Source organism: Pseudomonas sp. No.117 (assembly GCF_054558395.1).
The window spans coordinates 452,743-475,707 of sequence record NZ_BAAJNP010000002.1; the positions used below are offsets into that span (position 1 = coordinate 452,743).

Annotated in this window: 23 protein-coding genes; 13 read left to right on the forward strand and 10 right to left on the reverse strand. The window is 68.2% G+C overall.

Going from position 1 to position 22,965, the window contains the following annotated elements; all coding sequences use genetic code 11:
* Positions 1–562: 562 nt before the first annotated feature.
* Positions 563–1,474 carry a LysR family transcriptional regulator gene (locus ACYJP6_RS05565; protein ID WP_459474042.1) on the reverse strand — a complete coding sequence of 304 codons (912 nt, stop codon included), beginning with the start codon at positions 1,472–1,474 and terminating at the stop codon, positions 563–565.
* Positions 1,475–1,572: 98 nt separating this feature from the next.
* On the opposite strand from ACYJP6_RS05565, the gene ACYJP6_RS05570 reads away from it, so the two are divergent.
* The 3 genes from ACYJP6_RS05570 (at position 1,573) to ACYJP6_RS05580 (ending at position 5,656) form a co-directional block, all read left to right on the forward strand.
* Positions 1,573–2,172 (forward strand): short chain dehydrogenase, encoded by a 600-nt coding sequence (locus tag ACYJP6_RS05570; RefSeq protein ID WP_459474043.1) that lies wholly within the window; start codon positions 1,573–1,575, stop codon positions 2,170–2,172.
* A 60-nt stretch (positions 2,173–2,232) separates the two neighbouring features.
* Positions 2,233–2,913, forward strand: coding sequence for a hypothetical protein (locus ACYJP6_RS05575; protein WP_459474045.1), 681 nt, complete (start codon positions 2,233–2,235; stop codon positions 2,911–2,913).
* A 178-nt stretch (positions 2,914–3,091) separates the two neighbouring features.
* Entirely contained in the window at positions 3,092–5,656 is a 2,565-nt protein-coding gene (locus tag ACYJP6_RS05580; protein WP_459474047.1) for a bifunctional diguanylate cyclase/phosphodiesterase, read from the forward strand.
* Between the two features lie 17 nt (positions 5,657–5,673).
* Here the strand turns inward: ACYJP6_RS05580 and ACYJP6_RS05585 are convergent, their stop codons facing one another.
* Positions 5,674–6,636, reverse strand: a complete 963-nt coding sequence (locus tag ACYJP6_RS05585) for a GlxA family transcriptional regulator (RefSeq protein ID WP_459474049.1) — start codon at positions 6,634–6,636, stop codon at positions 5,674–5,676.
* Positions 6,637–6,919: 283 nt separating this feature from the next.
* On the reverse strand, positions 6,920–8,878 hold the full coding sequence (gene acs / locus ACYJP6_RS05590) for an acetate--CoA ligase (protein ID WP_459474051.1): 1,959 nt from the start codon (positions 8,876–8,878) through the stop codon (positions 6,920–6,922).
* A gap of 162 nt (positions 8,879–9,040) precedes the next feature.
* Here acs and ACYJP6_RS05595 point away from each other — a divergent pair, with 162 nt between their 5' ends.
* Positions 9,041–9,391: a 4a-hydroxytetrahydrobiopterin dehydratase gene (locus tag ACYJP6_RS05595; RefSeq protein ID WP_459474053.1), complete on the forward strand. Its 351-nt coding sequence runs from the start codon at positions 9,041–9,043 to the stop codon at positions 9,389–9,391.
* A gap of 28 nt (positions 9,392–9,419) precedes the next feature.
* On the opposite strand, the gene ACYJP6_RS05600 is transcribed toward ACYJP6_RS05595, so the two are convergent.
* Entirely contained in the window at positions 9,420–9,833 is a 414-nt protein-coding gene (locus tag ACYJP6_RS05600) for a VOC family protein (RefSeq protein WP_459474055.1), read from the reverse strand.
* Positions 9,834–9,959: 126 nt separating this feature from the next.
* On the opposite strand from ACYJP6_RS05600, the gene ACYJP6_RS05605 reads away from it, so the two are divergent.
* Both ACYJP6_RS05605 and ACYJP6_RS05610 read left to right on the forward strand, forming a co-directional pair.
* Entirely contained in the window at positions 9,960–10,184 is a 225-nt protein-coding gene (locus tag ACYJP6_RS05605; RefSeq protein ID WP_145004423.1) for a hypothetical protein, read from the forward strand.
* 2 nt (positions 10,185–10,186) lie between these two features.
* Positions 10,187–10,639: a GNAT family N-acetyltransferase gene (locus ACYJP6_RS05610; RefSeq protein ID WP_459474058.1), complete on the forward strand. Its 453-nt coding sequence runs from the start codon at positions 10,187–10,189 to the stop codon at positions 10,637–10,639.
* Here the strand turns inward: ACYJP6_RS05610 and ACYJP6_RS05615 are convergent.
* A complete protein-coding gene (locus tag ACYJP6_RS05615) occupies positions 10,636–10,848 on the reverse strand; it encodes a DUF3820 family protein (protein WP_145004415.1) in 213 nt (70 codons plus the stop codon). The genes ACYJP6_RS05610 and ACYJP6_RS05615 overlap by 4 nt on opposite strands.
* A gap of 122 nt (positions 10,849–10,970) precedes the next feature.
* Here ACYJP6_RS05615 and ACYJP6_RS05620 point away from each other — a divergent pair, with 122 nt between their 5' ends.
* A complete protein-coding gene (locus ACYJP6_RS05620; protein ID WP_459474061.1) occupies positions 10,971–11,777 on the forward strand; it encodes an SDR family NAD(P)-dependent oxidoreductase in 807 nt (268 codons plus the stop codon).
* Between the two features lie 161 nt (positions 11,778–11,938).
* Positions 11,939–12,136 carry a hypothetical protein gene (locus ACYJP6_RS05625; protein ID WP_459474063.1) on the forward strand — a complete coding sequence of 66 codons (198 nt, stop codon included), beginning with the start codon at positions 11,939–11,941 and terminating at the stop codon, positions 12,134–12,136.
* A 109-nt stretch (positions 12,137–12,245) separates the two neighbouring features.
* Here ACYJP6_RS05625 and ACYJP6_RS05630 read toward each other — a convergent pair whose 3' ends face one another.
* The gene (locus tag ACYJP6_RS05630; protein ID WP_459474065.1) at positions 12,246–12,437 is read right to left on the reverse strand and encodes a hypothetical protein; all 192 of its coding nucleotides are present in this window, start codon (positions 12,435–12,437) and stop codon (positions 12,246–12,248) included.
* 217 nt (positions 12,438–12,654) lie between these two features.
* Here ACYJP6_RS05630 and ACYJP6_RS05635 point away from each other — a divergent pair, with 217 nt between their 5' ends.
* Positions 12,655–13,347 (forward strand): aspartate/glutamate racemase family protein, encoded by a 693-nt coding sequence (locus ACYJP6_RS05635; RefSeq protein WP_459474067.1) that lies wholly within the window; start codon positions 12,655–12,657, stop codon positions 13,345–13,347.
* On the opposite strand, the gene ACYJP6_RS05640 is transcribed toward ACYJP6_RS05635, so the two are convergent.
* Positions 13,344–14,648: a leucine-rich repeat-containing protein kinase family protein gene (locus ACYJP6_RS05640; RefSeq protein ID WP_459474069.1), complete on the reverse strand. Its 1,305-nt coding sequence runs from the start codon at positions 14,646–14,648 to the stop codon at positions 13,344–13,346. The genes ACYJP6_RS05635 and ACYJP6_RS05640 overlap by 4 nt on opposite strands.
* A 76-nt stretch (positions 14,649–14,724) precedes the next feature.
* Positions 14,725–15,402: a haloacid dehalogenase type II gene (locus tag ACYJP6_RS05645; RefSeq protein WP_459474071.1), complete on the reverse strand. Its 678-nt coding sequence runs from the start codon at positions 15,400–15,402 to the stop codon at positions 14,725–14,727.
* A 236-nt stretch (positions 15,403–15,638) separates the two neighbouring features.
* Here ACYJP6_RS05645 and ACYJP6_RS05650 point away from each other — a divergent pair, with 236 nt between their 5' ends.
* The 4 genes from ACYJP6_RS05650 to ACYJP6_RS05665 all read left to right on the forward strand — a co-directional run bounded on the left by ACYJP6_RS05650 (position 15,639) and on the right by ACYJP6_RS05665 (position 21,315).
* Positions 15,639–17,408, forward strand: a complete 1,770-nt coding sequence (locus tag ACYJP6_RS05650) for a putative bifunctional diguanylate cyclase/phosphodiesterase (protein WP_459474073.1) — start codon at positions 15,639–15,641, stop codon at positions 17,406–17,408.
* A 70-nt stretch (positions 17,409–17,478) separates the two neighbouring features.
* The gene (locus ACYJP6_RS05655; protein ID WP_459474075.1) at positions 17,479–18,732 is read left to right on the forward strand and encodes a sensor domain-containing phosphodiesterase; all 1,254 of its coding nucleotides are present in this window, start codon (positions 17,479–17,481) and stop codon (positions 18,730–18,732) included.
* Positions 18,733–18,849: 117 nt separating this feature from the next.
* Complete coding sequence (locus ACYJP6_RS05660; protein ID WP_459474077.1) at positions 18,850–20,097, forward strand: GGDEF domain-containing response regulator; 1,248 nt, start codon at positions 18,850–18,852, stop codon at positions 20,095–20,097.
* A gap of 135 nt (positions 20,098–20,232) precedes the next feature.
* Positions 20,233–21,315 carry an SMP-30/gluconolactonase/LRE family protein gene (locus tag ACYJP6_RS05665; RefSeq protein WP_459474079.1) on the forward strand — a complete coding sequence of 361 codons (1,083 nt, stop codon included), beginning with the start codon at positions 20,233–20,235 and terminating at the stop codon, positions 21,313–21,315.
* Between the two features lie 12 nt (positions 21,316–21,327).
* Here ACYJP6_RS05665 and ACYJP6_RS05670 read toward each other — a convergent pair whose 3' ends face one another.
* A complete protein-coding gene (locus tag ACYJP6_RS05670; RefSeq protein WP_459474081.1) occupies positions 21,328–21,684 on the reverse strand; it encodes a hypothetical protein in 357 nt (118 codons plus the stop codon).
* A 143-nt stretch (positions 21,685–21,827) separates the two neighbouring features.
* The gene (locus ACYJP6_RS05675) at positions 21,828–22,922 is read right to left on the reverse strand and encodes a DUF1615 domain-containing protein (protein WP_459474286.1); all 1,095 of its coding nucleotides are present in this window, start codon (positions 22,920–22,922) and stop codon (positions 21,828–21,830) included.
* Positions 22,923–22,965 lie beyond the last annotated feature (43 nt).

The window sequence follows — 22,965 nt, forward strand, 5'->3', positions numbered from 1 at the left end:
GATCGACCGTAGGTTGGGTTGAGACAGCTCCATCGTCGAAGCCCAACAGCACCGTAGCGTGGAAAACGGCGCAGCCTTTTCCACTGGGGGCTTGGCGGCGAAGCGCACCCTCACCCCAGCCCTCTCCCACAGGCAGAGGGGGCTTTCAGCGCGTAGGTTGGGTCGAGACAGCTCCATCGTCGAAGCCCAACAGAACCGTAGCGTGGAAAACGGCGCAGCCTTTTCCACTGGGGGCTTCGCGGCGAAGCGCACCCTCACCCCAGCCCTCTACCACAGGGAGAGGGGGCTTTCAGCACGCAGGTTGGGTCGAGAAGGCTCCACCGTCGAAGCCCAACAGAACCGTAGCGTGGAAAACGGCGCAGCCTTTTCCACTGGGGGCTTCGCGGCGAAACGCGCTTTCACCCCACCCCTCTCCCGCGGGAAGAGGGGGCTTTCAGCGCGTAGGTTGGGCTGAGACGGCTCCACTGTCGAAGCCCAACATTTCCGCCCAGAACCGCAGCTCCGTTGGGCTTCGCTGCGCTCAGCCAAACCTGCCAAAGCTCAGGCGCGGCCCTGGTGCTGGCTAATCCAAGGCCTCCAAGCGCTGGCGACTGCGCTCGAACCACTCGCTCAGGGCGTCCGCCACTACCCGAGTGCGCTTGGGCAATCCACCCTGGTAGGGGTGCACCAGGAACAGCGGCACACTGGGTGTGCGCCATTCCCGCAGCAGCCAGACCAACGCGCCGGAGGCCAATTCCTCGTGCACCATGAAGGACGGCAGCCGGGCGATGCCGTGTCCGGCCAGGGCCGCCTGCTTGAGCAGGCTGTAATGATTGCAGGCCAGGCTGGGCGCCACCGCTACCCGGCTGAGTCGATGCTCGCGGTGATAGAGCCAGACCTCGCCCTCGGCATAATGGTTGTTCACCAGGCAGCGGTGCTCGAGCAGATCCTCGGGACGCTCCGGTAGCGGGCGTTCCCCCAGGTACCCGGGGGCGGCGCAGGTCACCTCCTGCATGGCGAACAGCGGCCGTGCCACCAGGCGCTCATCCGGCTCCACCCGCGCCCGAATCGCCAGGTCGAAGCCCTCGGCCACCAGGTCGCGATAGCCATTGTCCAGCACCAGGTCCAGCTGGATGGCGGGATGGGCGGTACGGCAGGCCAGCAGCACCTCGAAGAAGGTGTAGCCGAGGGACACCGGAACGGTGAGCCGCACCTGGCCCACGGCTGCTTCACGCAGGCGCGCCACACTCTGCAAGGCCCGCTCGCGCTGCTGCAGCAAGGCCTGGGCCTCGGGCAGCAGTACCCGGCCAGCCGGGGTGGGCGCGAGGCGCCGGGTGGTGCGGTGCAGCAGCTGGGTCTCCAGCCGCGCCTCCAGGGCGCGGATGCGCTTCGACAGCTGGCCCTTGCTGCAGCTGAGGCGCTCCGCCGCGCGGGTAAAGCTGCCACTGGCGCATAGCACCGCGAAGGCGGCGAGATCAGCGAAATCGTCCTGCATCGTTTCCTCCTGGAAACACTGGATTGCCAGTCGGGCGATTTATCCAGGCAATCCCTCATTCTAGGCTGAAGACTCCTATCCCTTCACGGAGTCACACCATGAAAGTCATCCTCGTCGGAGCCAGCGGTACCCTGGGCAGTGCCATCGCCGAACGCCTGGGCCGCCGCCACGAGCTGGTCCGCGTCGGCCGCCAGTCGGGCGACCTGCAGGTCGATATCACCCAACCGGATTCCATCCGCGCCCTGTTCGCCAAGGTCGGGCGCTTCGACGCCCTGGTCAGCGCGGTGGGCTCGGTGACCTTCGCCCCGCTCCTCGACATGACCCCGGAGGCCTACCAAAAGGGGCTGCAGGACAAGCTCATGGGCCAGGTCAACCTGGTCCTGCTCGGCCAGGCCCAGGCCGCCGAGGGCGCCTCCTTCACCCTGACCACCGGCATCCTCAGCGAGCAGCCCATCGTCCAGGGCAGCTCCGCGGCGATGGTCAATGCCGCCCTGGAAGGCTTCGTCCGCGGCGCGGCCATCGAGCTGCCCCATGGGCAGCGACTCAACGCCGTGAGTCCCACGGTGCTGGCGGAGTCCCTGCCGCACTACGGTGACTTCTTCCGCGGTTTCAAGGCGGTTGCCGCTGCCGATGCGGCCCTGGCCTATGAGCGCAGCCTGGAAGGCGCAGAAACCGGCAAGGTTTATCGCGCCTGGTAAGTCCTTGAGCTCCCGGCGCTGTCTGAGTAACGTGTGCCCACCTCAGTCGGGAGTCCCGCGATGCCAGCGCCGCGTTCCATCTTTCCCCTTGCCCTGCTCGGCCTCCTTGGCGGCTGCAGTCTGTTCCAGAGCGACGATACCCCCCAGGCGCCGGGCGGCGAGCGGTTGCAGGGCGATCTGCGCTGGAGCGGCGAGCAGCTGCTGTTCCGTCCCTGCCGCGAGCAGCGTTTCTTCGATGTCACCGACGCCAACAACACGGCCATCCTGCGCGATGCCCATGAATTGGCCGCCGACAGCGGTGCCGCCTCCCTGTTCGCCGATCTACGCGGCAAGCTGAAGTCCGGCGGACGCGATGGTGCCCAGGGGGTGTTCGCCGTCACCGACGTCTATCGCGTGCAGTACAGCGGACCGGGTTGCAGCGATCCCAACTTCAAGCGCACCGCCATGAGCGCGGGAGGCCACGGACCGGACTGGAGCGTCCAGGTGAGCAACCAGGGCATGCTGGTCAGCACCGCCGGCCAGCAGCGCCGCGCCCTGCCCTTCGTGCAGGAAGAGCTGCCAGGCGGCATGCGCGCCCTGTCCACCGAGGCCAATGGCGAGAAGGTCGAGCTGTGGATCAATCCGCGGCGCTGTGTGGACGGCCGTACCGGTACCGTGCAATCGTTGCAGGCCGAGTTGCGGATCAACGGCGAGACCTGGCAAGGCTGCGCCTTCTATGGCGGCGCGGGAAATCCCACCTAGAACGGGGCTTCGCGGGTTACTTAGCGCGATCCCCTTGGCATCTTCCACTTTACCTTCAGCGCCGTGCCCCGCCAGGGGCTAGTCTAGCGGCGTCACCTCGCTACCCGCTTCGCCCGGGCGCCTTCGGGCGTCACCGGTGACGAAGGCACAGGAACGCTCAATCAGCCAGGGTCCCGGCATGCCATCATCTCCAGAGTCACGCAGCGCGCCCCCGCGGCGGCGGGGCCACACCATCATCCTGCGGCTGTTCCCGGCGCTCTGCGTGCTACTCCTGGGGCTCATCGGCCTGGGCTGCTACCTGCTGGTCGACAACGCCGTGCGCCAGGATGCCACGGTCGCCCAGCACACCGAGCGCGCCGTCGGCCGGACCTTCACCCGCCTCGACGAAGAAGTGGCGCGCAACCTCATCGACTACAGCAAATGGGACGAGGCCTATCGTCGCCTGCACCAGACGCTGGACAGCGACTGGGCCTTCGAACAGGGCAATCTGGGCGAATCCCTGTTCCAGGTCTATGGCTACGAAGGAGTGCTGGTGTTCGACGGCCAGGACCGGCTGCGCTATCGCCTGCTCGACGGTCAGCTCGCCGATCCCGCCGCATCCTGGCTGCAGGGCGACATCGCCGGCCTGCTGGCCGCTGCGCGGAGCGCGGATGCCCGCGCCGGTAGCGTGTCCGGCGTGCTCAACGTCGGCGGCACGCCGGCCCTGGTGGCCGCCGCCGCCATCACCCCTGGCGACCATCCCGGCGTCCGCCCCTTGGATCCCCCGGCGTCGGTACTGGTCTTCGTCAACGTGCTGAGCCCCGCGCGGCTGGCGGCCCTGAGCGAAGCCAACAACCTGCCACCCCTGAGCATCACCCGTGACCCCAGCGGTAGCCGCGCCAGCTGGCAACTGCCGGGTTCCGGCTATCAGCTGACCTGGCGCCCGCCGCGCCCCGGGCTGTGGCTCATGCAGCAGACCCTGCCGCTGTTCGGCGGAGGCGTGCTGATCCTGCTGCTGGGGCTGATCTGGTTGTTTCGCCAGGCGCTGGTCTCGATGCGCCAGCTGGACGCCCAATACGACGACCTGCTGGCCAGCCGCAGCGAGCTGGCCATCGGCGAGCGCCGCTTCCGCGACATCGCCGAGGCCACCTCGGACTGGCTCTGGGAGGTCGATGCCGGCCTACGCCTGGTCTATGTCTCGGATCGCTTCGCCGAGGTCACCGGAGAAGCCGCCGAGCGCTGGCTGGGTCGTCCGCTCAACGAGCTGCTGACGCCCCATGCCGACACCCTGGCGCACTGGCTCGCCGGCCACCAGCATGACCGCAAGGCCCGCCCGCCGTTGGTCTGCCACTACCTGGACGGCAGCGGCCGCGAGCGCACCTGCCGGGTGGCGGCCCGGGCCATCCCCGAAGGCGGCTATCGGGGCACCGTGACCGACCTCACCGACGAGATCGAGGCCCTGGCCCAGGTCCAGCACCTGTCCTGGCACGATCCCTTGACCGGCCTGCCCAACCGGCATCGCCTGCATCAGTTCCTGGCGACGCACCTGGAAGGACCGGAGCCCCGTCCGCTGGCCCTGCTCAGCCTCGACCTCGACCGCTTCAAGACGGTCAACGACGCCCTCGGCCATGCGGCGGGCGACCAGGTGCTCCAGGAAGCGGCCCAGCGCCTGCGGCAGAACGTGACCGCCACAGACCTGGTGGCCCGGCTGGGCGGCGACGAATTCTGCGTGGTGCTCATCGGTGAACGGGAAGCGGGCACCATCGCCGATCTCTGTCGGCGGCTGGTGGAGCAGCTGCGCCAGCCGTTCCGCCTCGGCGAGCAGCGGGTGTTCATCGGCAGCAGCATCGGCGTGACCTTGGCGCCGCGCGATACCGGCATCCCCGCCGAACTGCTGCGCCTGGCCGACATCGCCCTCTACCAGGCCAAGGCCGCCGGCCGCGGCACCTGGCGCTTCCACGAACCGGCCATGAACGAACAGGTGCTCAAGCGCCGGCAACTGGAACAGGAGCTGCGCCAGGCCCTGCGCGACGACCGCCTCAGCCTCTACTACCAGCCCCGGCGCAGCCTGGTCGATGGCGCCCTGCGCGGCTTCGAGGCGCTGGTGCGCTGGGAGCACCCGACCCAGGGGCTGCTGGAGCCGCTGGACTTCCTCGCCCTGGCCGAAGACGCCGGACTCGCCCAGCGCCTGGGGCGCTGGGTACTGGAAACCGCCTGCCACGACGCCCAAGGCTGGCCGGAACAGCTGTCGGTGTCGGTGAATCTGTCGCCGCAGCAGTTCCATGCCAACGAAGACCCGGTGCAACTGGTGGCCGAGGTGCTCTATCGCAGTGGTCTGGCCGCGCCGCGCCTGGAGCTGGAGCTGACCGAGCGCACCCTGCTGGACCCCGCAGCGGATGTGGCCAATACCCTGGGTGCGCTCAAGGGGCTGGGGGTCCGCCTGTGCCTCGACGATTTCGGCTCCGGTCTCTGCTCCCTGGCCTACCTGCAACGCTATCCGCTCGACGGCATCCGCCTCGACCGCAGCCTGATCAGCCGGCGCGACCACGCTCCGGAAGACTGTGCCCTGGTCCGGGCCCTGATCGACCTGGGTCGCTCGCTGGGGCTGACGGTGACCCTGAAGGGCGTGGAAGACGCCGACCACCTGCGCCAATTGCAGCGTCTGCCGGCGGACGAGATCCAGGGCTTCCATTGCGGTGCCCCGCTACCGGCCGACCAGCTGAGCGCCTGGCTGCACGAGGCGACCGCGGAACCGCTGAGCTGAAGAGAGGTGGCGAGCGCCTAGCGCTCGGCCACCATGCTGCCCTCGCCCGCCGCGCCGCGCCGCTGGTTGCGGTCGTCCCGGGGGGTGACGCCGAAGAAGTTGCGGTAGGCGCTGGAAAAGTGCGGTCCCGAGGAAAAACCACAGGACAGCCCGATCTGGATGATGGACTTGCTGGTCTGGGTGAGCATCTTGCGCGCCCGGTTCAGCCGCAACTCCAGGTAGTACTGGCTGGGGACCCGCGCCAGGTATTGCTTGAAGATCCGCTCCAGCTGCCGGCGGGACACGCAGACGTGCTGGGCGATCTCGTCGGTGGTGAGGGGCTCCTCGATGTTGGCCTCCATCAGCATCACCGCCTGGGTCAGCTTGGGATGGCTCGAACCCAGGCGATTCTTCAGCGGGATCCGCTGGCGCTCGCTGCCCTCGCGCAGGCGCTCGACGATCAGCTCCTCGGCGATGGTACCCGCCTGCTCCGCATCACGATCACGGCCGATCATGGCCAGCAGGAGATCGAGGATGGCCAGGCCGCCGCAGGCGGTCAGGCGGTCGCGGTCCCATTCGTAGAGATGGTGGGTGGCGATGACCTTGGGAAATTGCTCGCTGAATTCCTCCAGCCAGCGCCAGTGCACAGCGGCGCGATGACCATCGAGCAGGCCGAGCTGGGCCAGCACCTGAACGCCGGCGGAAAAGCCACCCATGACCACTCCGGCCCGGGCGCTCTGCCGCAGGGCGGCCGCCAGTGGCGGTGGCACCGTACGCGGCGGCTCGTCGGCCAGCACGAACAGCCGGTCCAGACGTTCCAGCTGGCCTTCCCAGTACCCGCCGGGCAGGCGCGGCTGGAGCTCGCTGCAGGCTTGCAGGAAGCGCACCTCGTAGGGCGTGTCGCTCGCGTGGCGGGCGGCGAGTTCCAACGCTTCCTCGACCAGGCCCACGGTCAGCGGACGGACGTCGGGCCAAAGCAGAAAGGCGATGCGGGTGGTCATCTAACGTCTGGCTTCCTGTCGAGAGCGGCGGGTACGGCCGATCCTGGGACCGCGCGCCGAGAAACCCTTGTGGGGTTGGCACGCATGGTACGCCGGAGCGGTGCCCCTGTCCCAGCCTTTGCCACGGGTAACGGACCGGTGTGCCCTCCGGTCCGCCGGCTGGCGCGATTCTAGCCCTGGCCAGGCGGCGGTGGCTTTTACCCTGGCGACAAGTCCTTATAGGCCCCCAAAAAACAAGCCGCCCGCTACCGGTAGGTAGCGGGCGGCTCGGGAGCGCGCCGGCTCAGGCGACGGCCTGGCTCATCTGCTGGTGGGTGCCGACCAGATGCTGGACCACGCCGGGATCGGCCAAGGTGGAGATGTCGCCGAGCGAATCGTATTCACCCACGGCGATCTTGCGCAGGATGCGTCTCATGATCTTGCCGGAGCGGGTCTTGGGCAGACCGGGCGCCCACTGGATGACATCGGGGGTGGCGATGGGACCGATCTCCTTGCGGACCCACTGCTTGAGTTCCTGGCGCAGCGCCTCGTTGCCTTCCTCGCCCTGGTTGAGGGTGACGTAGACATAGATGCCCTGGCCCTTGAGGTCATGGGGCATGCCCACCACCGCGGCCTCGGCGACCTTGGCATGGGCCACCAGGGCGCTCTCGATCTCGGCGGTGCCCATGCGGTGGCCGGACACGTTGAGCACGTCGTCGACGCGACCGGTGATCCAGTAGTAGCCGTCCTCGTCGCGACGGGCGCCGTCGCCGGTGAAGTACATGCCCTTGAAGGTCTTGAAGTAGGTGTCGACGAAGCGGTCGTGGTCGCCATAGATGGAGCGCGACTGGCCCGGCCAGGAATCGAGGATCACCAGGTTGCCTTCCACGGCGCCGTCGAGCAGGTTGCCCTCGTTGTCCACCAGCGCCGGCTGGACGCCGAAGAACGGCCGGGTGGCCGATCCGGGCTTCTGGCCGATGGCGCCGGGCAGCGGGCTGATGAGGATGCCGCCGGTCTCGGTCTGCCACCAGGTGTCGACGATGGGGCAGCGCTCCTGGCCCACGGTCTTGTAGTACCAGTGCCAGGCCTCAGGGTTGATGGGTTCGCCCACCGACCCCAGCAGGCGCAGGCTGCTGCCATCGATGCCGCGCATGGCGGCGTCACCCTGGGCCATCATGGCGCGGATGGCGGTGGGAGCGGTGTAGAGGATGTTGACCTGGTGCTTGTCCACCACCTGGCCCATGCGGGTCACGTCCGGGTAGTTGGGCACGCCCTCGAACAGCAGGGTGGTGGCGCCATTGGCCAGGGGGCCGTAGACGATGTAGCTGTGGCCGGTGATCCAGCCGACGTCGGCGGTGCACCAGTAGACCTCGCCGGGGCGGTAGTCGAAGACCCGCTCGTGGGTCAGGGCGGCGTAGGTCAGGTAGCCACCGGTGGTGTGCAGGATGCCCTTGGGCTTGCCGGTGGAACCGGAGGTATAGAGGATAAAGAGCGGCGCCTCGGCCGACATCTCCTTGGGCTCGCAGTGCTCCGGGGCCACCGAGGTGATGTCTTCGTACCAGACGTCGCGGTGGCGGTGCCAGGCGATGTCGGCACCGGTGCGCTTGCAGACGATCACCTTGCGCACCGAATAGGTGGCCGGGTTGGTCAGGGCCTCGTCGACGTTGGCCTTGAGCGGGATCTTGCGCCCGCCGCGTACCCCTTCGTCGGCGGTGATCACCAGCTTGGACTGGCAGTCGCTGATGCGGCCAGCCAGGGATTCGGGGGAGAAGCCGCCGAACACCACCGAGTGCACCGCGCCGATGCGGGCACAGGCCAGCATGGCCACCACCGCCTCGGGGATCATCGGCATGTAGATGGTCACCACGTCGCCGCGGTGGATGTCCTGGCCGCGCAGGGCGTTGGCCAACTGGCAGACCTCGCGATGCAGCTCGCGGTAGGTGATGTGGCGGCTGTCGGCCGGATCGTCGCCTTCCCAGATGATGGCGGTCTGGTCGCCACGGGTTTCCAGGTGGCGATCCAGGCAGTTGTAGGAGGCGTTCAGGGTACCGTCGGCGAACCACTGGATATCGACGCGATGATCGTCGAAGGAGGTCTGCTTGACCCGGCTGAAGGGCTTGATCCAGTCCAGGCGCTGGGCCTGCTCGCGCCAGAAGCCATCGGGATTGAGGATGGATTGCTGGTACAGGCGACGGTAGGTGACCTCGTCGGTCAGGGTCCGGGAAGCGACTTCCGCGCGGACCGGGTAGAAGGCGGCACTCATGGGGCGATCTCCTCGGCGGGAAACTGTTGTTCTTGTTGTCTTCCGTTGTACGGCGCGCACCGGCTTCGGGCCATTCGACCATGGTCGGACGGGCTGCCGGAGACTGACCGGCGGGTCTGTTACCCTTGCTCCATCGCGATTTTGCTTTTCTACGGAGTCCCCATGGCCGATCTCGCCCACTCCCACTGCGTCCCCTGCCGCTCCAGCGAGCCGGCCTTGAGCGAGGCCGCCAGCACCGAACTGCTCAAGGCCGTCCCCGGCTGGACGCTGGTGGAGCGCGAAGGCATTCCGCGGCTGGAACGTCGCTATGCCTTCGGCAACTTCCTGGAGGCGCTGGATTTCACCAACCGCGTGGGTCGCGAGGCGCAGGACGAGGATCACCATCCGGCCCTGCTCACCGAATGGGGCGCGGTGACGGTGAGCTGGTGGACGCACAACATCGGCGGCCTGCACCGCAACGATTTCATCATGGCCGCCCGTACCGACGCGGTGGCCCTGGCGGCCAACGTCTAGCCAGCGGCGCTCCGCTGCGGGCGGCCCACTAGTCGCAGGCGGCCGCCAGACCCTCGGCATGGACGAAGCACAGCTTGTTGCCTTCCGGATCACGGCAGTAGGCCGCATAGAAGTCCGGGCCATAGCCCGGCCGCACCCCGGGCGCGCCTTCGTCGCTGCCGCCCAGTTGCAGCGCCCGGTGCCAGGCCGCCTCCACCGCCAGCACCGAGGGCGCGGCGAAGCTCACCTGCACGCCATTGCCCCAGGACGCCGGCAGGCCGTTGAATGGCAGCTGCACATAGAACTGTGGCCACTCCCGGCCCGGTCGTTGCCAGCCGCAACCGGGCGGGCCGCCATCGTCCTCGGGCGGCATGCGGACCAGGCCGAGTTCGCGCAACACCTCGTCGTAAAAAGCGATCAGGCGCTCCAGGTCACGGGCGCCCACCTGTACATGGCTGAACATGGCTCTCCTCCCGGCTGCCCAGGCAGCCTCACCTCAAGGTAGCCCAGCCCGGACCGGCTGCCTATCGGCTCGACAAGCCCTGCCCGGGCGGTTAGCGTGGCGGGCTTTGAATACGACGATGTGCCCATGAACCTGCGCAACCTCCCCCGCCTGACCAAGGTCGGGCTGATCTTCTTCATCCTCGGCCTGCTCGGCGTCGCCTTCGCCCTCTACGGCCTCTACCAGGGGCCGCGTCCCGCCGAGCCCGGCGCGATGCGCAGCCTGATCTTCGCCGTGGGCCTGCAACTGACCGGCTACGTACTGCTCAACCGCAATCGCTTCCGTTTCATGGCCGGCCGGCGCAAGGACTGAAGATGACGATCCACTGGACCTGCCGCGCCGCGTCGACGCTGACCGCCGCTGAACTCTATGCTGCCCTGGTGCTCCGCGCCCGGGTCTTCGTGGTGGAGCAGCAGTGCATCTATCCCGATCCCGATGGCCAGGACCTGGCGGCAGACGTCTGGCACCTGTTCGGCTGGCAGGACGACGAGCTGCACGCCTACCTGCGCCTGCTCGGCGGGGTACGCGAGGACATGGTGATTGGCCGGGTGATCGTCGCCCCCGAGGCACGCGGTAGCGGACTCGGGCATCGCCTGCTGGAGGAGGCGCTGCGCGAATGTGCCGAACGCTGGCCAGGGCGCCCGCTGTTCCTTGCCGCCCAGGCCCATCTGCAGGCCTACTACGGACGCTATGGCTTCACGCCCTGCTCAGAGGTCTATGACGAGGACGGGATTCCCCATATCGACATGCGCCGGGCCGGTGCCTAGCGCCGCCGCAGGGGTTCCAGCAGCGGCTTGAGGCCGTTGTGGTCGATCTCCTGCATCAGGGCCAGCAGACGGCCCAGCTCCCCCGCCGGAAAGCCGCTGCGGGCGAACCAGTTGAGGTAGTGGCCGGGCAGATCGGCCAGCAGGCGGCCGGCGTACTTGCCATAGGGCATGGTCCAGGTCACCAGGGCTTCCAGATCCGCGGGTTGCATCTCTTGTCTCCTCCGAGGGGCCTGGCGATTATGCCATGCCGGCCCGGGTTATCCGTCGGCCCCGGGGAGCGCCAGGCGCGCCCAAGGATCCCAGCTACCACAGGTCTGCAGAGGATTTCAGCATGAACAACGTCACCCGGCCGCTGGCCGCCGTCACCGGCGCCTCCAGCGGCATCGGCTTCGAACTGGCCAAGCAGCTGGCCCGCCATGGCCATGATCTGCTGCTGGTGTCCCGCGGCGACGGACTCGACGCCGCCGAACGCGAATTGCGCGCCCTGGGCGTCAAGGTCTGGAGCCATGCGGCCGACCTGCGCACCCCCATCGGGGTGGAAGAAACCTATAGATTCCTGCGCCGCCAGGGGCGCCCGCTGGACGTACTGGTGCTCAACGCCGGCGTCGGCCTGGGCGGTGCCTTCGTCGGCCAGACGCGCCTGGAAGACGAGCTGGCGCTGATCCAGCTCAACGTGATGTCGACCGTGCACCTGGCCAAGCTGGTGCTGCCGGAGATGGTGGCCGCCGGCCGGGGCCGGGTGCTCTTCACCTCGTCCATCTCGGCCACGGCGCCGATTCCCTTCGAGGCCGTCTATGGCGCCTCCAAGGCCTTCATCAACTCCTTCGCCTTCGCCGTGCGCAACGAACTCAAGGACAGTGGCGTGACCCTCACGGTGCTGATGCCTGGCCAGACCGATACCAACTTCTTCCATCGCGCCGGCGAGGACGACACCAGCGTTGGTGCCGGTCCGAAGAACGATCCGGTGCAGGTGGCCGCCCAGGGCTACGCGGCCCTGATGCAGGGGCTCGACTACGTCTATGGCGGTGGACCGGAGGTTGCGCACGAGGGCGAGGTGCTCAACCGCATAGAGAGCGAAGCCGAGAAGGCCGAGCGCCATCGCGCCTGGTCGGAGCCGGGATCGGCGCAGCAGGATTAGCCAGGCCGCGCCACGGTGGGGTGCGTGCAAAGGACCCTAGCCGATGACGCCTCGTGGGTTTTGTAGGCAAATCTTTACGCTGCGCGCGGCATGACCGGCTGAACCCTTTTTCAAACGGCTGTCTGAATACATCCCAACAGCAGCCGCACGAGAGAGTAGTCATGAGCGCCAGCGCCCCCTGCCAGGTCGACGTCACCCCCCAGAATCTCCCCTGCCTGGAAGACGAGCTGGCCGCCCGCAAGCGCCGGCTCACCCGTACCCGCGACGAATTGCAGGTGCAATTCCTGGCCTACGCCAACGAACTCGATTGCGTGGAAGCCCTGGAGCGCGCCCTGCGTTCCGCCAAGCCGGTGCGCTGAGACGCCTCCCGACATCCGCAGCGCACCGCTGTCGCGCTGACTTGAGGCGCAGGGGTGCCAGTCCGGAGATCACGCCAGGTGCCTGACCTTCGGACGGCTCAAGCTAGGCCTAGTTGATCGCCTTGGCTCCTGGCGTGCCGCACTTGGCGAACTTGCCTTGGGCATTCTTGCATTGCACGGCCTTGGTCTTGGCCGCTTCGCACTTGACGAATTTGCCCTGGGCGTCCCGACAGGGCGCCGCCTGGACACTGGCGGACGCGAAGAAGATCAGGGCTACCGCGGTGAACAGCGCTTTCAGCATGACGATCACCTCCAAGGCCGGGAGTGGCCTGTTGGAGCGTAGCGCGAGACGAACGGCTCTGCCATGAGCGTTGACCCTCTTGCCGATTTATCCCTCCGCCCACTGTCCGACGCCGCCAAGCCCCCACTGTACTGCTCGAACTGAAGCCCACTGCCCCTCACCAAGTGCCTCGATAAGCGCCAGGATGATCGATCGCGCATCATCATGAGAAACACCCATGCGCACCCTGGGCCTGTTGGGCGGCATGAGCTGGGAGAGTTCGGCTCACTACTATCGCATCATCAACGAGGAAGTCCGCCGGCGGCTGGGCGGCAGTCATTCCGCAGCCTGCCTGTTGCTGTCGGTGGATTTCGCCGAGATCGCTGCCCTGCAGCATGCGGGCGACTGGGCGGCGCTGGGCGGACGGCTGCAGGACCACGCGCGGCAACTGGCGGCGGGGGGTGCCGAGGGGCTGGTGCTCTGTACCAACACCATGCATTGCCTGGCGGCTGAGCTGGAGGCGGCCACGCCCCTGCCGCTGTTGCATATCGCCGATCCCACCGGCGCGGCGATCCGTGCCCAGGGCCTGCAGAACGTGGGGCTGCTGGGTACGGCCTTCACCATGGAGCAGGCCTTCTATCGCCAGCGGCTGACCGAGACATTCGGCCTGCAGGTCCTGGTGCCCGCGCCGGCGCGACGTCAGACCGTGCACCGCATCATCTACGAGGAACTGGTCCGCGGCGAGATCCGCGCGGACTCGCGCGAGGCCTACCGCGGGATCATCGCCGAGCTGGTGGCCCAGGGCGCCGAGGCCATCGTGCTCGGCTGCACCGAGATCATGCTGCTGGTGGACCAGAGCGACAGCGCGGTGCCGCTGTTCGACACCACCCGGCTGCACGCCCTGGCCGCCGTGGACTGGGCGCTGGCCTAGCCCCGCAGGCGCTGCGCCACCTCGGCGAGCAGCGGGCGCGCATCGAGGGCGCCCTGCTGGCATTCCTCGGCCAGGGCCGTGAGCGCCGGATCGGCCGGTTCGCTGCACCGCGCCAGCCACTCCTCCAGCAGGATACCGAAGGCGCGACTCTCGAAGCGCTGCAGCCGCGCGGCCTGGCGGGCATCCTCGGGCAACAGGGAGGCACCGCCGAAATCACCGAGCAGGCAGCGCGCGCCACCGTCCCAGAGGATGTTGTGGGCATAGAAGTCGCCATGGACCAGGCCCCGCTCGTGCAGGTGGGCCAGGGCGCTGGCCATGCCGCCGGCCATCTCGCGCACGGCGGCGGCCGTGAAGCGGGTGTCGTCGGGATAGACGTCCCGGCTGCAGGTGGTGAAGCTGGGCGGGCCGGCCAGGTTGCCGAAGGCCGGCTCCACCAGCTCCAGCACCAGCCCGCTGCGCTGCTCGGGATGTTCGGCCAGATCACCGAGCGCGCCGATCAGCCAGGGATGGGTGCCGGCACTGAGGCTGGCGGCGCTTTCGCTTTCCGGGGTGCCGTCACTGGTCATGCTGCCCTTGAAGAGCTTCACCGCGACGTCCCGCGGGCCGCTGGGCGACTGCCAGCGCGCCTGGTGGATGATGCCGGAGGCGCCCTCCCCCAGGCGTTCACCGAGCGTCAGATCGCGCCAGGCGATGCGCTGCTGGCGCGCCGCCTGGGCGCGTACCGCGCGTTCGCGCGCAGCGCCCAGCGGGTTGTCGCCATAGGCCAGCCAGGTCAGCCGTGGCAGGTCCAGCACCGCCGGCGGCAAGGTCGCGAAGCGATTCGCCGACAGCCGCAGGAGTTCCAGTTGGTGCAGCTCGGCCATGGACGCCGGCAGGGTCTGCAACTGGTTGCCGGCCAGCATCAACTTTTGCAGGGCCGGTCGCTCACCCAGGGCGGCGGGCACCTCGGCGATGCGGTTGTCGGTCAGGATCAACCAGCGCAGGCGCGGCGGCAGGGCGGCGGCGCTCACCCGCTCGAGCTGGCAGGCCTTGAAGCCGATCATCTCCAGGTTGGGCAGCGTCCCCAGCACCTCGGGCAATTCGCTGAAGGGGTTGCCCGAGCAGAAGAGGATGCGCAACCGGTGCAGCCGCCCCAGGTCGGCGGGCAGCCGGGTCAGCCGATTGCCGGAGAGGTCGAGGATCTCCAGGCTGTCGGCCAGGGCGTAGATTTCTTCGGGGAATTCGGTCAGGTCGGCGCGCAGGGTCAGGCGCGTGGCTCCGGCCAACTCGCCGGCGCGCAGCCGGGCTAGGGTATCCGTCATGGGAAGGCGACTCTCACTGTCTGGGAAAACCGGGCACCATGCCCGTCGACTGCGCGGACGTTAGCACGCCGGGCCGCTAGCGGCGGCCCTCGTGCGCCAGAATGCGCGCCACTGCCTCTTGCAGATCCCCGGCGGTCACCTGCGGCGGCGCCAGGGGATAGGCCACCTGCTCGGGCCGCCGCTGCACCAGGGCGCCCTTGAGCCCTGCCGCCTGGGCACCGGCGATGTCCCAGCCATGGACGGCGATCAGCCACAGGGTCTCGGCCGGTTGCGCCAGGTTGGTGGCAGCCTGGCGGTAGGTGGCCGTGGCGGGCTTGGAGGCGCCGGCATCCTCGGCCGAGAGGATGTCGGCGAAGGCATCGCGGAGGCCGGCATGTTCGAGTTGCGCCTCGGTGGCGGCGCGGGCGTTGTTGGAGAAGGCGATGCAACGCACGCCCTGCGCGCGGGCGAAGTCGAGCCCCGGCCGGACGTCCGGGTGGGCAGGCAGGCGCTTGAGCGCCGTGGCCACGCGCTGCTTGTCGGCGGCGCTCGGCGCTCGCCCGAGTCGCGCACCGAGCATGTCCAGCGCGGCCTGGCCCTGGGCTTCGAAGGGCGCATGGCGGCCACAGAGGTCGGCGGTCATGGCGTTCTGCAGCGTCTGGGCAAACCAGCGTTCGCGGCTGCGCGGGTCGCCGAACAACTCGGCGAAGAGGCCGTCCAAGGCGGAGAGATCGAGCACGGTCTCGTTGATGTCGAACAGGCAGGTGAGGGTCATGACAGGCACTCCAGTGCAGGATGGCTTTTCGACCCGCACTCGCCTCCGAGGTGCGCCCGCGTTAAGGTTCGAGTTCGGACAAGCGAGACGGCAGGACTAAAGTCTGACCTTACGCAGCCGATAGCCTCGGTCAGCCTGCCTCTCGTTTGCCGCCCCGCCTGCCCCGAGTGGCAACAGCACCGCGCCCAGGCGCTCGTTGCTGGTACCAGGCGCAGCGACCCACCCGAGAGAGTCCGATGGCCGACCCCCTACAGCACGAAGATGACCGCCTCAACGCCCTGCACGCGCTGGAGCTACTCGACTCGGCGCCAGCGGAGGAATTCGATCGCCTCTGCGAACTGGTGGCCAGCAGCTTCGCTGTGCCCACCGCCCTGATCAGCCTGGTGGATCGCGACCGCCAGTGGTTCAAGGCGCGCGTCGGTTTCGACCAAGCGCAGATGCCGGTGGAAGACGCCTTCTGTGCCCATACCATCCAGACCGAAGACGGCTGGATGGAGATCAACGATGCCCGCTGCGACGCCCGTTTCAGCCACAACCCGCTGGTGGTCCGCGCGCCGCACGTGCGGTTCTATGCCGGCTCCGCCCTGGTCACCGAGGGCGGCTATGCCATCGGCAGCCTCTGCATCCTCGATAACCAGCCACGGGAACTGAGCGCGGCGGAGCGCAAGCGCCTGGATGACTTCGCCGCCCAAGTGATGCGCCTGATCGCCCTGCGCCAGCACCTGCGGCGACGGGATGCGGTCAGCGGCCTGCCCAATCGCCAGCAGTTCCAAGCCGACGTCGCCCAGCTGGCCGAGCTGCACCCAGGCGAACTGCGCCTGCTGGTGCTGGTGGATCCGCTGGAAACCCTGTGGAAGGAACAACTGGTCCTGGCCCAGGGCATGTGGCCCTTCGAGACCTTCCTGCGTTGCCTGGCCCTGCGGCTCTGCGATGCCCTGGTCGAGAAGGCCAAGGTCTATCACGTGGACACCAAGAGATTCGCCTTCCTGCTGCCAGCGGAGTGCGACTACCCGCCCCTGCTCGACAGCCTGATCACCCAGTTGCGCGCCCCGGTCCAGGCCGACCGCATCCCCATAGATCCGCCGGTGAAAGCCGGGGTAGTGCCCTTCCAGCTGACCCCCGGCAACGTGCGCGACCTGTTGCGCAAGGGCATGGTCGCGGTCGACCAGGCGGTCCTCGGCGCGCGGCACTGGGGGCTCTACCAGCGCCCGCAGGACGAGGCCTTCCAGCGGATCTTCCAGCTGGTCCGGCAAATTCCCGAAGCCCTCGAACGCGGTGACTTCAGCCTGGCGTTCCAGCCGCGCCTCGGCCTGCCCGGTCGGGCCCTGTGCAGTGCCGAGGCGCTGCTGCGCTGGACCCACCCGGAACTCGGCCCCATCGCCCCGGGTGATTTCATCCCGGCGATCGAGAAGACCGCGCTGATCCACAGCGTGACCCGCTGGGTGATCCGCACCGCCGTCAGCCAGCTGGCGCAGTGGGACAATCGCTACCAGGGGCGGCTGTCGCTCAATCTCTCGCCCCGGGACTTCGACGAAGGCGACCTGGTCGAGCTGCTGCGCGAGACCTGTGAGCGCCAGGGCGTCGACCCGCGGCGGCTGGAGGTGGAGATCACCGAAGGCGAATGGCTGCGCCGCAATCCTGTGGCCATCGCGCAGTTGCACGCCCTGCGCGCCCTGGGCCTAGAGATCGCCATCGATGACTTCGGCAGTGGCTACAGCAACTTCGCCTATCTGTACGAACTGCCGGTCACCAGCGTCAAGCTTGACCGTTCGCTGGTCCACGACCTGCCCACCGATCCGCGCAAGCAGGAAGTGGTCCGCGCCCTGCTGCCGCTGATTGGCAAGCTCGGTTACCGCAGCGTCGCCGAGGGGATAGAGACGACCGAGGTCCTGGACTTCCTGCAGGACGCCGGTTGCGACGAGGTGCAGGGCTATCTGCTGGCCCGGCCGATGCCTCTGCCGGCGTTCGAAGCCTGGTACGCCGAGCACGGTCGTCCCGCTGATTGAGGTCATTTGACTGACAAATTCACTTCAGCCTCTACATTGGATCAGGTCGTAGTTTCCCGGGAGTGAGGACATGAGGGAATCGAGTACCGAGTTGTTGGACGTGGTCGGCCTGGATACCGGCGACCTTAGCAGCAAGGGCTGTATCGACAAGGTGCTGCATGCGCTGCGCATTCACCTGGACATGGACGTGGCCTTCCTGGCCGAGTTTCGCCAGCAGGATCGCGTCTTCCGCAACGTGGACGCCGAACCCGATGCGCCGCTCAAGGCCGGTGACGCCCTGCCGCTCAGCCAGGGTTATTGCCAGCAGGTGGTCACCGGCCATTTGCCGGAACTCATCCCCGATACCCGCGCCGTGGGCAACGCCCGCCTGATCCCGGAAACCCGCAGCGTCCCCATCGGCGCCCACCTGAGCGTGCCGGTGCGCCTCAGCGATGGCGAACTCTATGGCACCTTCTGCTGCTTCAAGTACCAACCCGATCCGACCCTGAGCCCGCGCGACCTGGAACTGGTACGGACCTTCGCGGAGCTGGTGGCCGATCGCCTCAGCCTGGACGCCTCCAGCCGGCGCGGCCAGGTGGAGATGCGCCAGCGCATCCAGGGGGCGGTCGCCGCCCACCAGCCCAGCATCGTCTACCAGCCCATCTACCATCTCGCCGACCTGCGCATCGCCGGCTGGGAATCCCTGTCGCGCTTCCACTGCCCACCCCAGCGCAGCCCCGACCTCTGGTTTTCCGAGGCCAGCAGCATCGGCCTGGGCGACGAACTCGAAGAAAGCGCCATGAGATTCGCGCTGCAGGGTCTGGAAAGCCTGCCGGACGACACCTACCTGACCATGAACTGCTCGCCGCAGACCATCCTCGCGGGCCGGCTGCCGGCGCTGCTGGCCAGCAACGCGCCCGGTCGCCTGGTGCTGGAGATCACCGAGCACGCCGAGGTGAGCGACTACGACGCCCTGCACCTGCAGCTGCAGCCCCTCCGGGCCCAGGGCGTGCGCCTGGCGATCGACGATGCCGGCGCCGGCTACGCGAGCCTGAGGCACATCCTGCGGCTGCGTCCGGACATGATCAAGCTGGACATGAGCCTGGTCCGCGACATCGACCGCGATGCCGAGCGCCGGGCGCTGGCCTCGGCGATCATCGCCTTCGCCCGCGAGACCCACAAGGAGGTCATTGCCGAAGGCGTGGAAACCCTCGCCGAACTGGAGACCCTCAAGGCCCTGCAGGTGGACAAGGTGCAGGGCAACCTGTTGGGCCGCCCCCTGCCCAGGGACGAAGCCTTGCGCCTGCCACGCCAGCGGCGACTGGAGAATTCGATACCGCGCTGAAGCCAGATCAGCGATCATTCAAGTCGCTGACCAAGCGGTCGATAAGCTGGCGCGACCCGGGGTTTCAGTCGACCCCGGACGGACGTCCAGCCGATCATTGCCCTGCAGGAGTTACCGGTGCGCTCCATCCTGGTCATCGAAGACAGCCCCATGGTACTCAAGATCCTGGCGCACCTCTTCCGTCAGCAGCGGGAGTTCGAGCCGGTGTTCTGCGCCACCCTGGGCGAAGCCGAGGTGATGCTGGAGACCTCGGCGCAGCTGTTCTTCGCCGCCCTGGTGGATCTCAACCTGCCCGACGCTCCCGATGGCCAGAGCGTCGACCTGGTGCTGCGCTATCGCCTGCCCTGCATCGTCCTCAGCGGCTCCTACGACGAGCGCCGGCGCGACGACCTGCTGACCAAGGGCGTGGTCGACTACGTGCTCAAGGAGAGCCAGTACTCCTATGAATTCGCCTTTCGCCTGCTGCGGCGGCTGGACAGCAACGCCGGCATCAAGATCCTCATCGCCGAGGACTCGGACGCCACCCGCAACTACATCCGCCACGTCCTGACGCCCCATCGCTACCAGCTGCTAAATGCCCGCGACGGCAACGAAGCCCTGCGGCTGCTCCAGGAGCAGCCGGACATCGACCTGCTGGTGGTGGACCACAGCATGCCGGGGCTGAGCGGCTTCGAACTGGTGCAACTGCTGCGGCAGAAACTGCGTCGCCATGACCTCATCATCATCGGCCTGTCGGCCGACGAGAAGGGCTCGCTCAGCGCCAAGTTCATCAAGCAGGGCGCCGACGACTTCCTGCGCAAGCCCTTCTGCCCGGAAGAGCTCAATTGCCGGGTGGTCTCGACCCTGGAGCGCCGGGAGCTGATGCGCGCCCTGACCCACGCCGCCCAGTACGACTCCCTCACCGGGCTGCGCAACCGCCGCGCCTTCCACGACCAGGCCCAGGAGTGGTTCCGCCAGGCCGAACGCGAAGGCCGGTCGCTGAGCGTGGCCATGCTCGACCTGGATCACTTCAAGCACATCAACGACGACCACGGTCATGCCAGCGGCGACAGCGCCCTGGTGGTGTTCGCCCAGGCCCTGGCCCGTACCCTGCCCCAGGACCTGACCGGCCGCCTGGGCGGCGAGGAATTCGCCCTGGTCAGCCGGATGCCGCCGGAGCAGCTGCTGCAGGCCCTGGACCTGCTGCGTCGCTACTGCCACGCCCAGACCTATGCCCCGGGCGCGCCACCGCTCTCGTTCAGCGCGGGCATCCATGCCGGTCTCGCCGACGATCTCGAAGGCTTCCTGCACGAAGCTGATCGCCGGCTCTACCAGGCCAAGCGCCAGGGCCGTGGGCGGACCTGCCTGGTGCTGGACGCCGACTAGGCCGAGACCAGGCTAGTCTAGCCATATCACAAGACATATGATGTCATACGATTTCATCGATCGCGGCTGATACCCTGCTGCGACGGCGGGATCCGCATCGCCTCGTCTCAACAATAACAATTAAGGACCTGCACCATGTCTGACTCCTCTTCGGGTCGCCCCCGGGCGCTGTCGCGTCGCCGGCTGCTCCAGGGCGGCCTCCTCTGCAGTGCGGCGCTCGCCCTGCCCAGCCTGGCCCGCGCCACCGCCGAACCCCTCAGCCAACGCTATCCCGATCCGCTCATCGAGATCCTCGACGACCGCTTCCTGGAATTGCGCCTGTTCAACGCCAGCGTCGAGCGCCTGGCCACCGGTCTGCGCTGGGCCGAGGGCCCAGTGTGGATCGGCGACGGCAACTACCTGCTGTTGAGCGACATCCCCAACAACCGGATCGTCCGCTGGGACGAGCTCAGCGGCCGGCTGGATACCTTCCGGGCGCCGTCGAACTTCGCCAACGGCCTGGCCCGCGACCGCCAGGGCCGGCTGATCGCCTGCGAGGGTTCCACCACCCATGGCCAGGGCCGGCGGATCACCCGCACCGAGCACGATGGCCGCCTCACGGTGCTGGCCGACAACTTCGAGGGCAAGCCCTTCAACTCGCCCAACGACCTGGTGGTCAAGCGCGATGGCTCGATCTGGTTCAGCGATCCGCCCTTCCAGGCGAACAGCGACTACGAGGGCCACCGGGTCAAGACCGAGCAACCGGATGGGGTCTATCGCCTCGACGGCGAGAGCCTGGCGGTGACCCGGGTGATCGGCGATCTCAACGGCCCCAACGGCCTGGCCTTCTCACCGGACGAGAAGCTGCTCTATGTGGTCGAGGGCCGTGCCAAGCCCAATCGCCTGGTGTGGGCCTATACCGTCAAGGACGACGGCAGCCTGGGCGAGCGGCGCAAGCTGATCGAGGCGCTGGAATACGGCGCCCTGGATGGCCTCAAGTGCGACGTGGCGGGCAATCTCTGGTGCGGCTGGGGCAGCAGCGGCGCGCCGGCGGCCAAGCCCGAGGCGCTCGATGGCGTACGGGTGTTCGATCCCAGCGGCAAGGCACTGGGCCATATCCACCTGCCGGAGCGTTGTCCCAACCTGTGCTTTGGCGGAGCGCAGGGCAACCGGCTGTTCATGGCCGGCTCCCACTCGCTCTACAGCCTCTACGTCAATGTCCGCGGCGCGGGGCTCTAGCGCCTTGCAGCGCTAGCGGGACTCGGGCGGCGACTGCTCGGCCAGCTGGGTCAGGGAGTCGAGCACGCTGTCCAGCGCATAGGCCGCTTCGAAGCGCGCCAGATTCTGGGTGAGGTCGGCCAGGCTGGTGGTGACTCCCAGCCAGTTGCCCAGGCCGATCTGCCGCGCCGCCTCGGGCAGCGAGCAACCGCCATCGCGCCGTTCCAGCCAGGCCAGCACCAGTTCGGGCGGGGTATCGGCCTCCAGGCCGAGGGTACGCAGCAGTCGCAGCGCCTTGGCCTGTTCGCGGGGCGGCAGGCGATGGCGCGCCGTAGGGGTGGGCTGGTCGACGATCAGCGTCAACCGGGAGCCGGAGGGGGTATCGGTCATCTGGACCTCGAGGGACTACACCAGAACCGCACGGCGCAAAGCCGTTTCTTCTCGTTATGGTAGGCGAATAGTCTGGCCAATTGCCATCCCTCGGGCCGACCCTCATCCGCCGGACAGCACCGTTCGGCCGCTGCCCGCCTCGCTCAGCGCGGCGCGCGACCCAGGCAGCGCTGCCAGCGCTCCTCGACCCGCTGGGCGAACCAGGCGGTGGTCAGGGTGCGGGTGATCTTCGGGCTTTCCAAGGTGATGCCCGGCAGGACGGCACGCGGCAGGCTGCGCCCGGCCTTGCGCTCGGCCAGGGCATAGACCTTGGCGTAGAGATCGGTGTTGGCGAACTCCGCCGAGTCGCCGGCTTCCAGATCATGGCGGATGGCGATGTCGCTCATGCCCAAGGCCGGGGCCAGGCGATTCACCGCCCGCTCGGTCTCACCCTGGGTCCGCGAGCCGGGAACCACCAGATCGCCGTCCAGCGCCAGCTTCACCCCCGCAGCGCGACTCACCGCACTCTGGAAGGCGGCGTTGCGGCTGGCGTACCAGCCGGCGTTGAAATCGGCGAAGCGATACAGCGGCGTGCTGTAGTCCGCCGGATAGCCCAGCAGGTGCGCGGTACCGAAATAGAGGCCGCCGCGGCGGCTGAACACCTCGTGGCGGATGGAGCCCTCGCGCTCATAGGGATAGTCCCGGGCGTGCGCCTCGGCGAAGTCGATGCTCACCTGCATGGGGCCGCCGGTACGCACCGGATTGAAACGCCCGAACAACTGGCCGCCCAGGGGCACCATGGCGGTGAAATCCTCGAAGATCAGGCTGAGTTCACGCTCGGTGCGGGCGGCGTCCAGCCGCTCGGCGTAGGTCTTGCCGGTAGGCGACCTGAGACCGAGCGCCGTGCGCACCAGCAACTGGGGCACATAGGCCCGCGCGGCGCGCCGGTCGATTTCCTCGCGGGCGATGCGGCCCAGCCCCGGCACCGGCGGATCGACCCGGTACGTCGATTCCTGCTCCGCCACCGCCAGCACGGCGCAGAGGTTCTCCGTGGTGGGGTCGAGGTGCTGGGCGCTGAAGGCGGTCTGGATGTCGCTGGCCCATCCCTGGCGGTCCGCCACGCTGGCCGGCAGCAGCCGCACGAGTTCGGCGCGAACCTCGGCCGGCGAACGCGCCGGCTCCTTGGAGGTGGGCGTCAGGCTGCAACCGGCGAGGACCACGCCGCCGAGGACAGCGGTCCAGCAGCGCAAACGGGACAGCAACGGCACGGATGCAGCGGGCAGGCACAGGACAGGGGACACG

Bases quoted from the DNA above. Each gene is read 5' to 3' on its own strand.
- ACYJP6_RS05580 (WP_459474047.1), top strand. From the start codon at position 3,092: ATGCCATCATCTCCAGAGTCACGCAGCGCGCCCCCGCGGCGGCGGGGC.
- ACYJP6_RS05620 (WP_459474061.1), top strand. From the start codon at position 10,971: ATGAACAACGTCACCCGGCCGCTGGCCGCCGTCACCGGCGCCTCCAGC.
- ACYJP6_RS05595 (WP_459474053.1), top strand. From the start codon at position 9,041: ATGGCCGATCTCGCCCACTCCCACTGCGTCCCCTGCCGCTCCAGCGAG.
- ACYJP6_RS05600 (WP_459474055.1), bottom strand. From the start codon at position 9,833: ATGTTCAGCCATGTACAGGTGGGCGCCCGTGACCTGGAGCGCCTGATC.
- ACYJP6_RS05630 (WP_459474065.1), bottom strand. From the start codon at position 12,437: ATGCTGAAAGCGCTGTTCACCGCGGTAGCCCTGATCTTCTTCGCGTCC.
- ACYJP6_RS05650 (WP_459474073.1), top strand. From the start codon at position 15,639: ATGGCCGACCCCCTACAGCACGAAGATGACCGCCTCAACGCCCTGCAC.
- ACYJP6_RS05605 (WP_145004423.1), top strand. From the start codon at position 9,960: ATGAACCTGCGCAACCTCCCCCGCCTGACCAAGGTCGGGCTGATCTTC.
- ACYJP6_RS05670 (WP_459474081.1), bottom strand. From the start codon at position 21,684: ATGACCGATACCCCCTCCGGCTCCCGGTTGACGCTGATCGTCGACCAG.
- ACYJP6_RS05565 (WP_459474042.1), bottom strand. From the start codon at position 1,474: ATGCAGGACGATTTCGCTGATCTCGCCGCCTTCGCGGTGCTATGCGCC.
- ACYJP6_RS05645 (WP_459474071.1), bottom strand. From the start codon at position 15,402: ATGACCCTCACCTGCCTGTTCGACATCAACGAGACCGTGCTCGATCTC.
- ACYJP6_RS05665 (WP_459474079.1), top strand. From the start codon at position 20,233: ATGTCTGACTCCTCTTCGGGTCGCCCCCGGGCGCTGTCGCGTCGCCGG.
- ACYJP6_RS05655 (WP_459474075.1), top strand. From the start codon at position 17,479: ATGAGGGAATCGAGTACCGAGTTGTTGGACGTGGTCGGCCTGGATACC.
- ACYJP6_RS05610 (WP_459474058.1), top strand. From the start codon at position 10,187: ATGACGATCCACTGGACCTGCCGCGCCGCGTCGACGCTGACCGCCGCT.
- ACYJP6_RS05640 (WP_459474069.1), bottom strand. From the start codon at position 14,648: ATGACGGATACCCTAGCCCGGCTGCGCGCCGGCGAGTTGGCCGGAGCC.
- ACYJP6_RS05585 (WP_459474049.1), bottom strand. From the start codon at position 6,636: ATGACCACCCGCATCGCCTTTCTGCTTTGGCCCGACGTCCGTCCGCTG.
- ACYJP6_RS05575 (WP_459474045.1), top strand. From the start codon at position 2,233: ATGCCAGCGCCGCGTTCCATCTTTCCCCTTGCCCTGCTCGGCCTCCTT.
- ACYJP6_RS05635 (WP_459474067.1), top strand. From the start codon at position 12,655: ATGCGCACCCTGGGCCTGTTGGGCGGCATGAGCTGGGAGAGTTCGGCT.
- ACYJP6_RS05570 (WP_459474043.1), top strand. From the start codon at position 1,573: ATGAAAGTCATCCTCGTCGGAGCCAGCGGTACCCTGGGCAGTGCCATC.
- ACYJP6_RS05615 (WP_145004415.1), bottom strand. From the start codon at position 10,848: ATGCAACCCGCGGATCTGGAAGCCCTGGTGACCTGGACCATGCCCTAT.
- ACYJP6_RS05625 (WP_459474063.1), top strand. From the start codon at position 11,939: ATGAGCGCCAGCGCCCCCTGCCAGGTCGACGTCACCCCCCAGAATCTC.
- acs (WP_459474051.1), bottom strand. From the start codon at position 8,878: ATGAGTGCCGCCTTCTACCCGGTCCGCGCGGAAGTCGCTTCCCGGACC.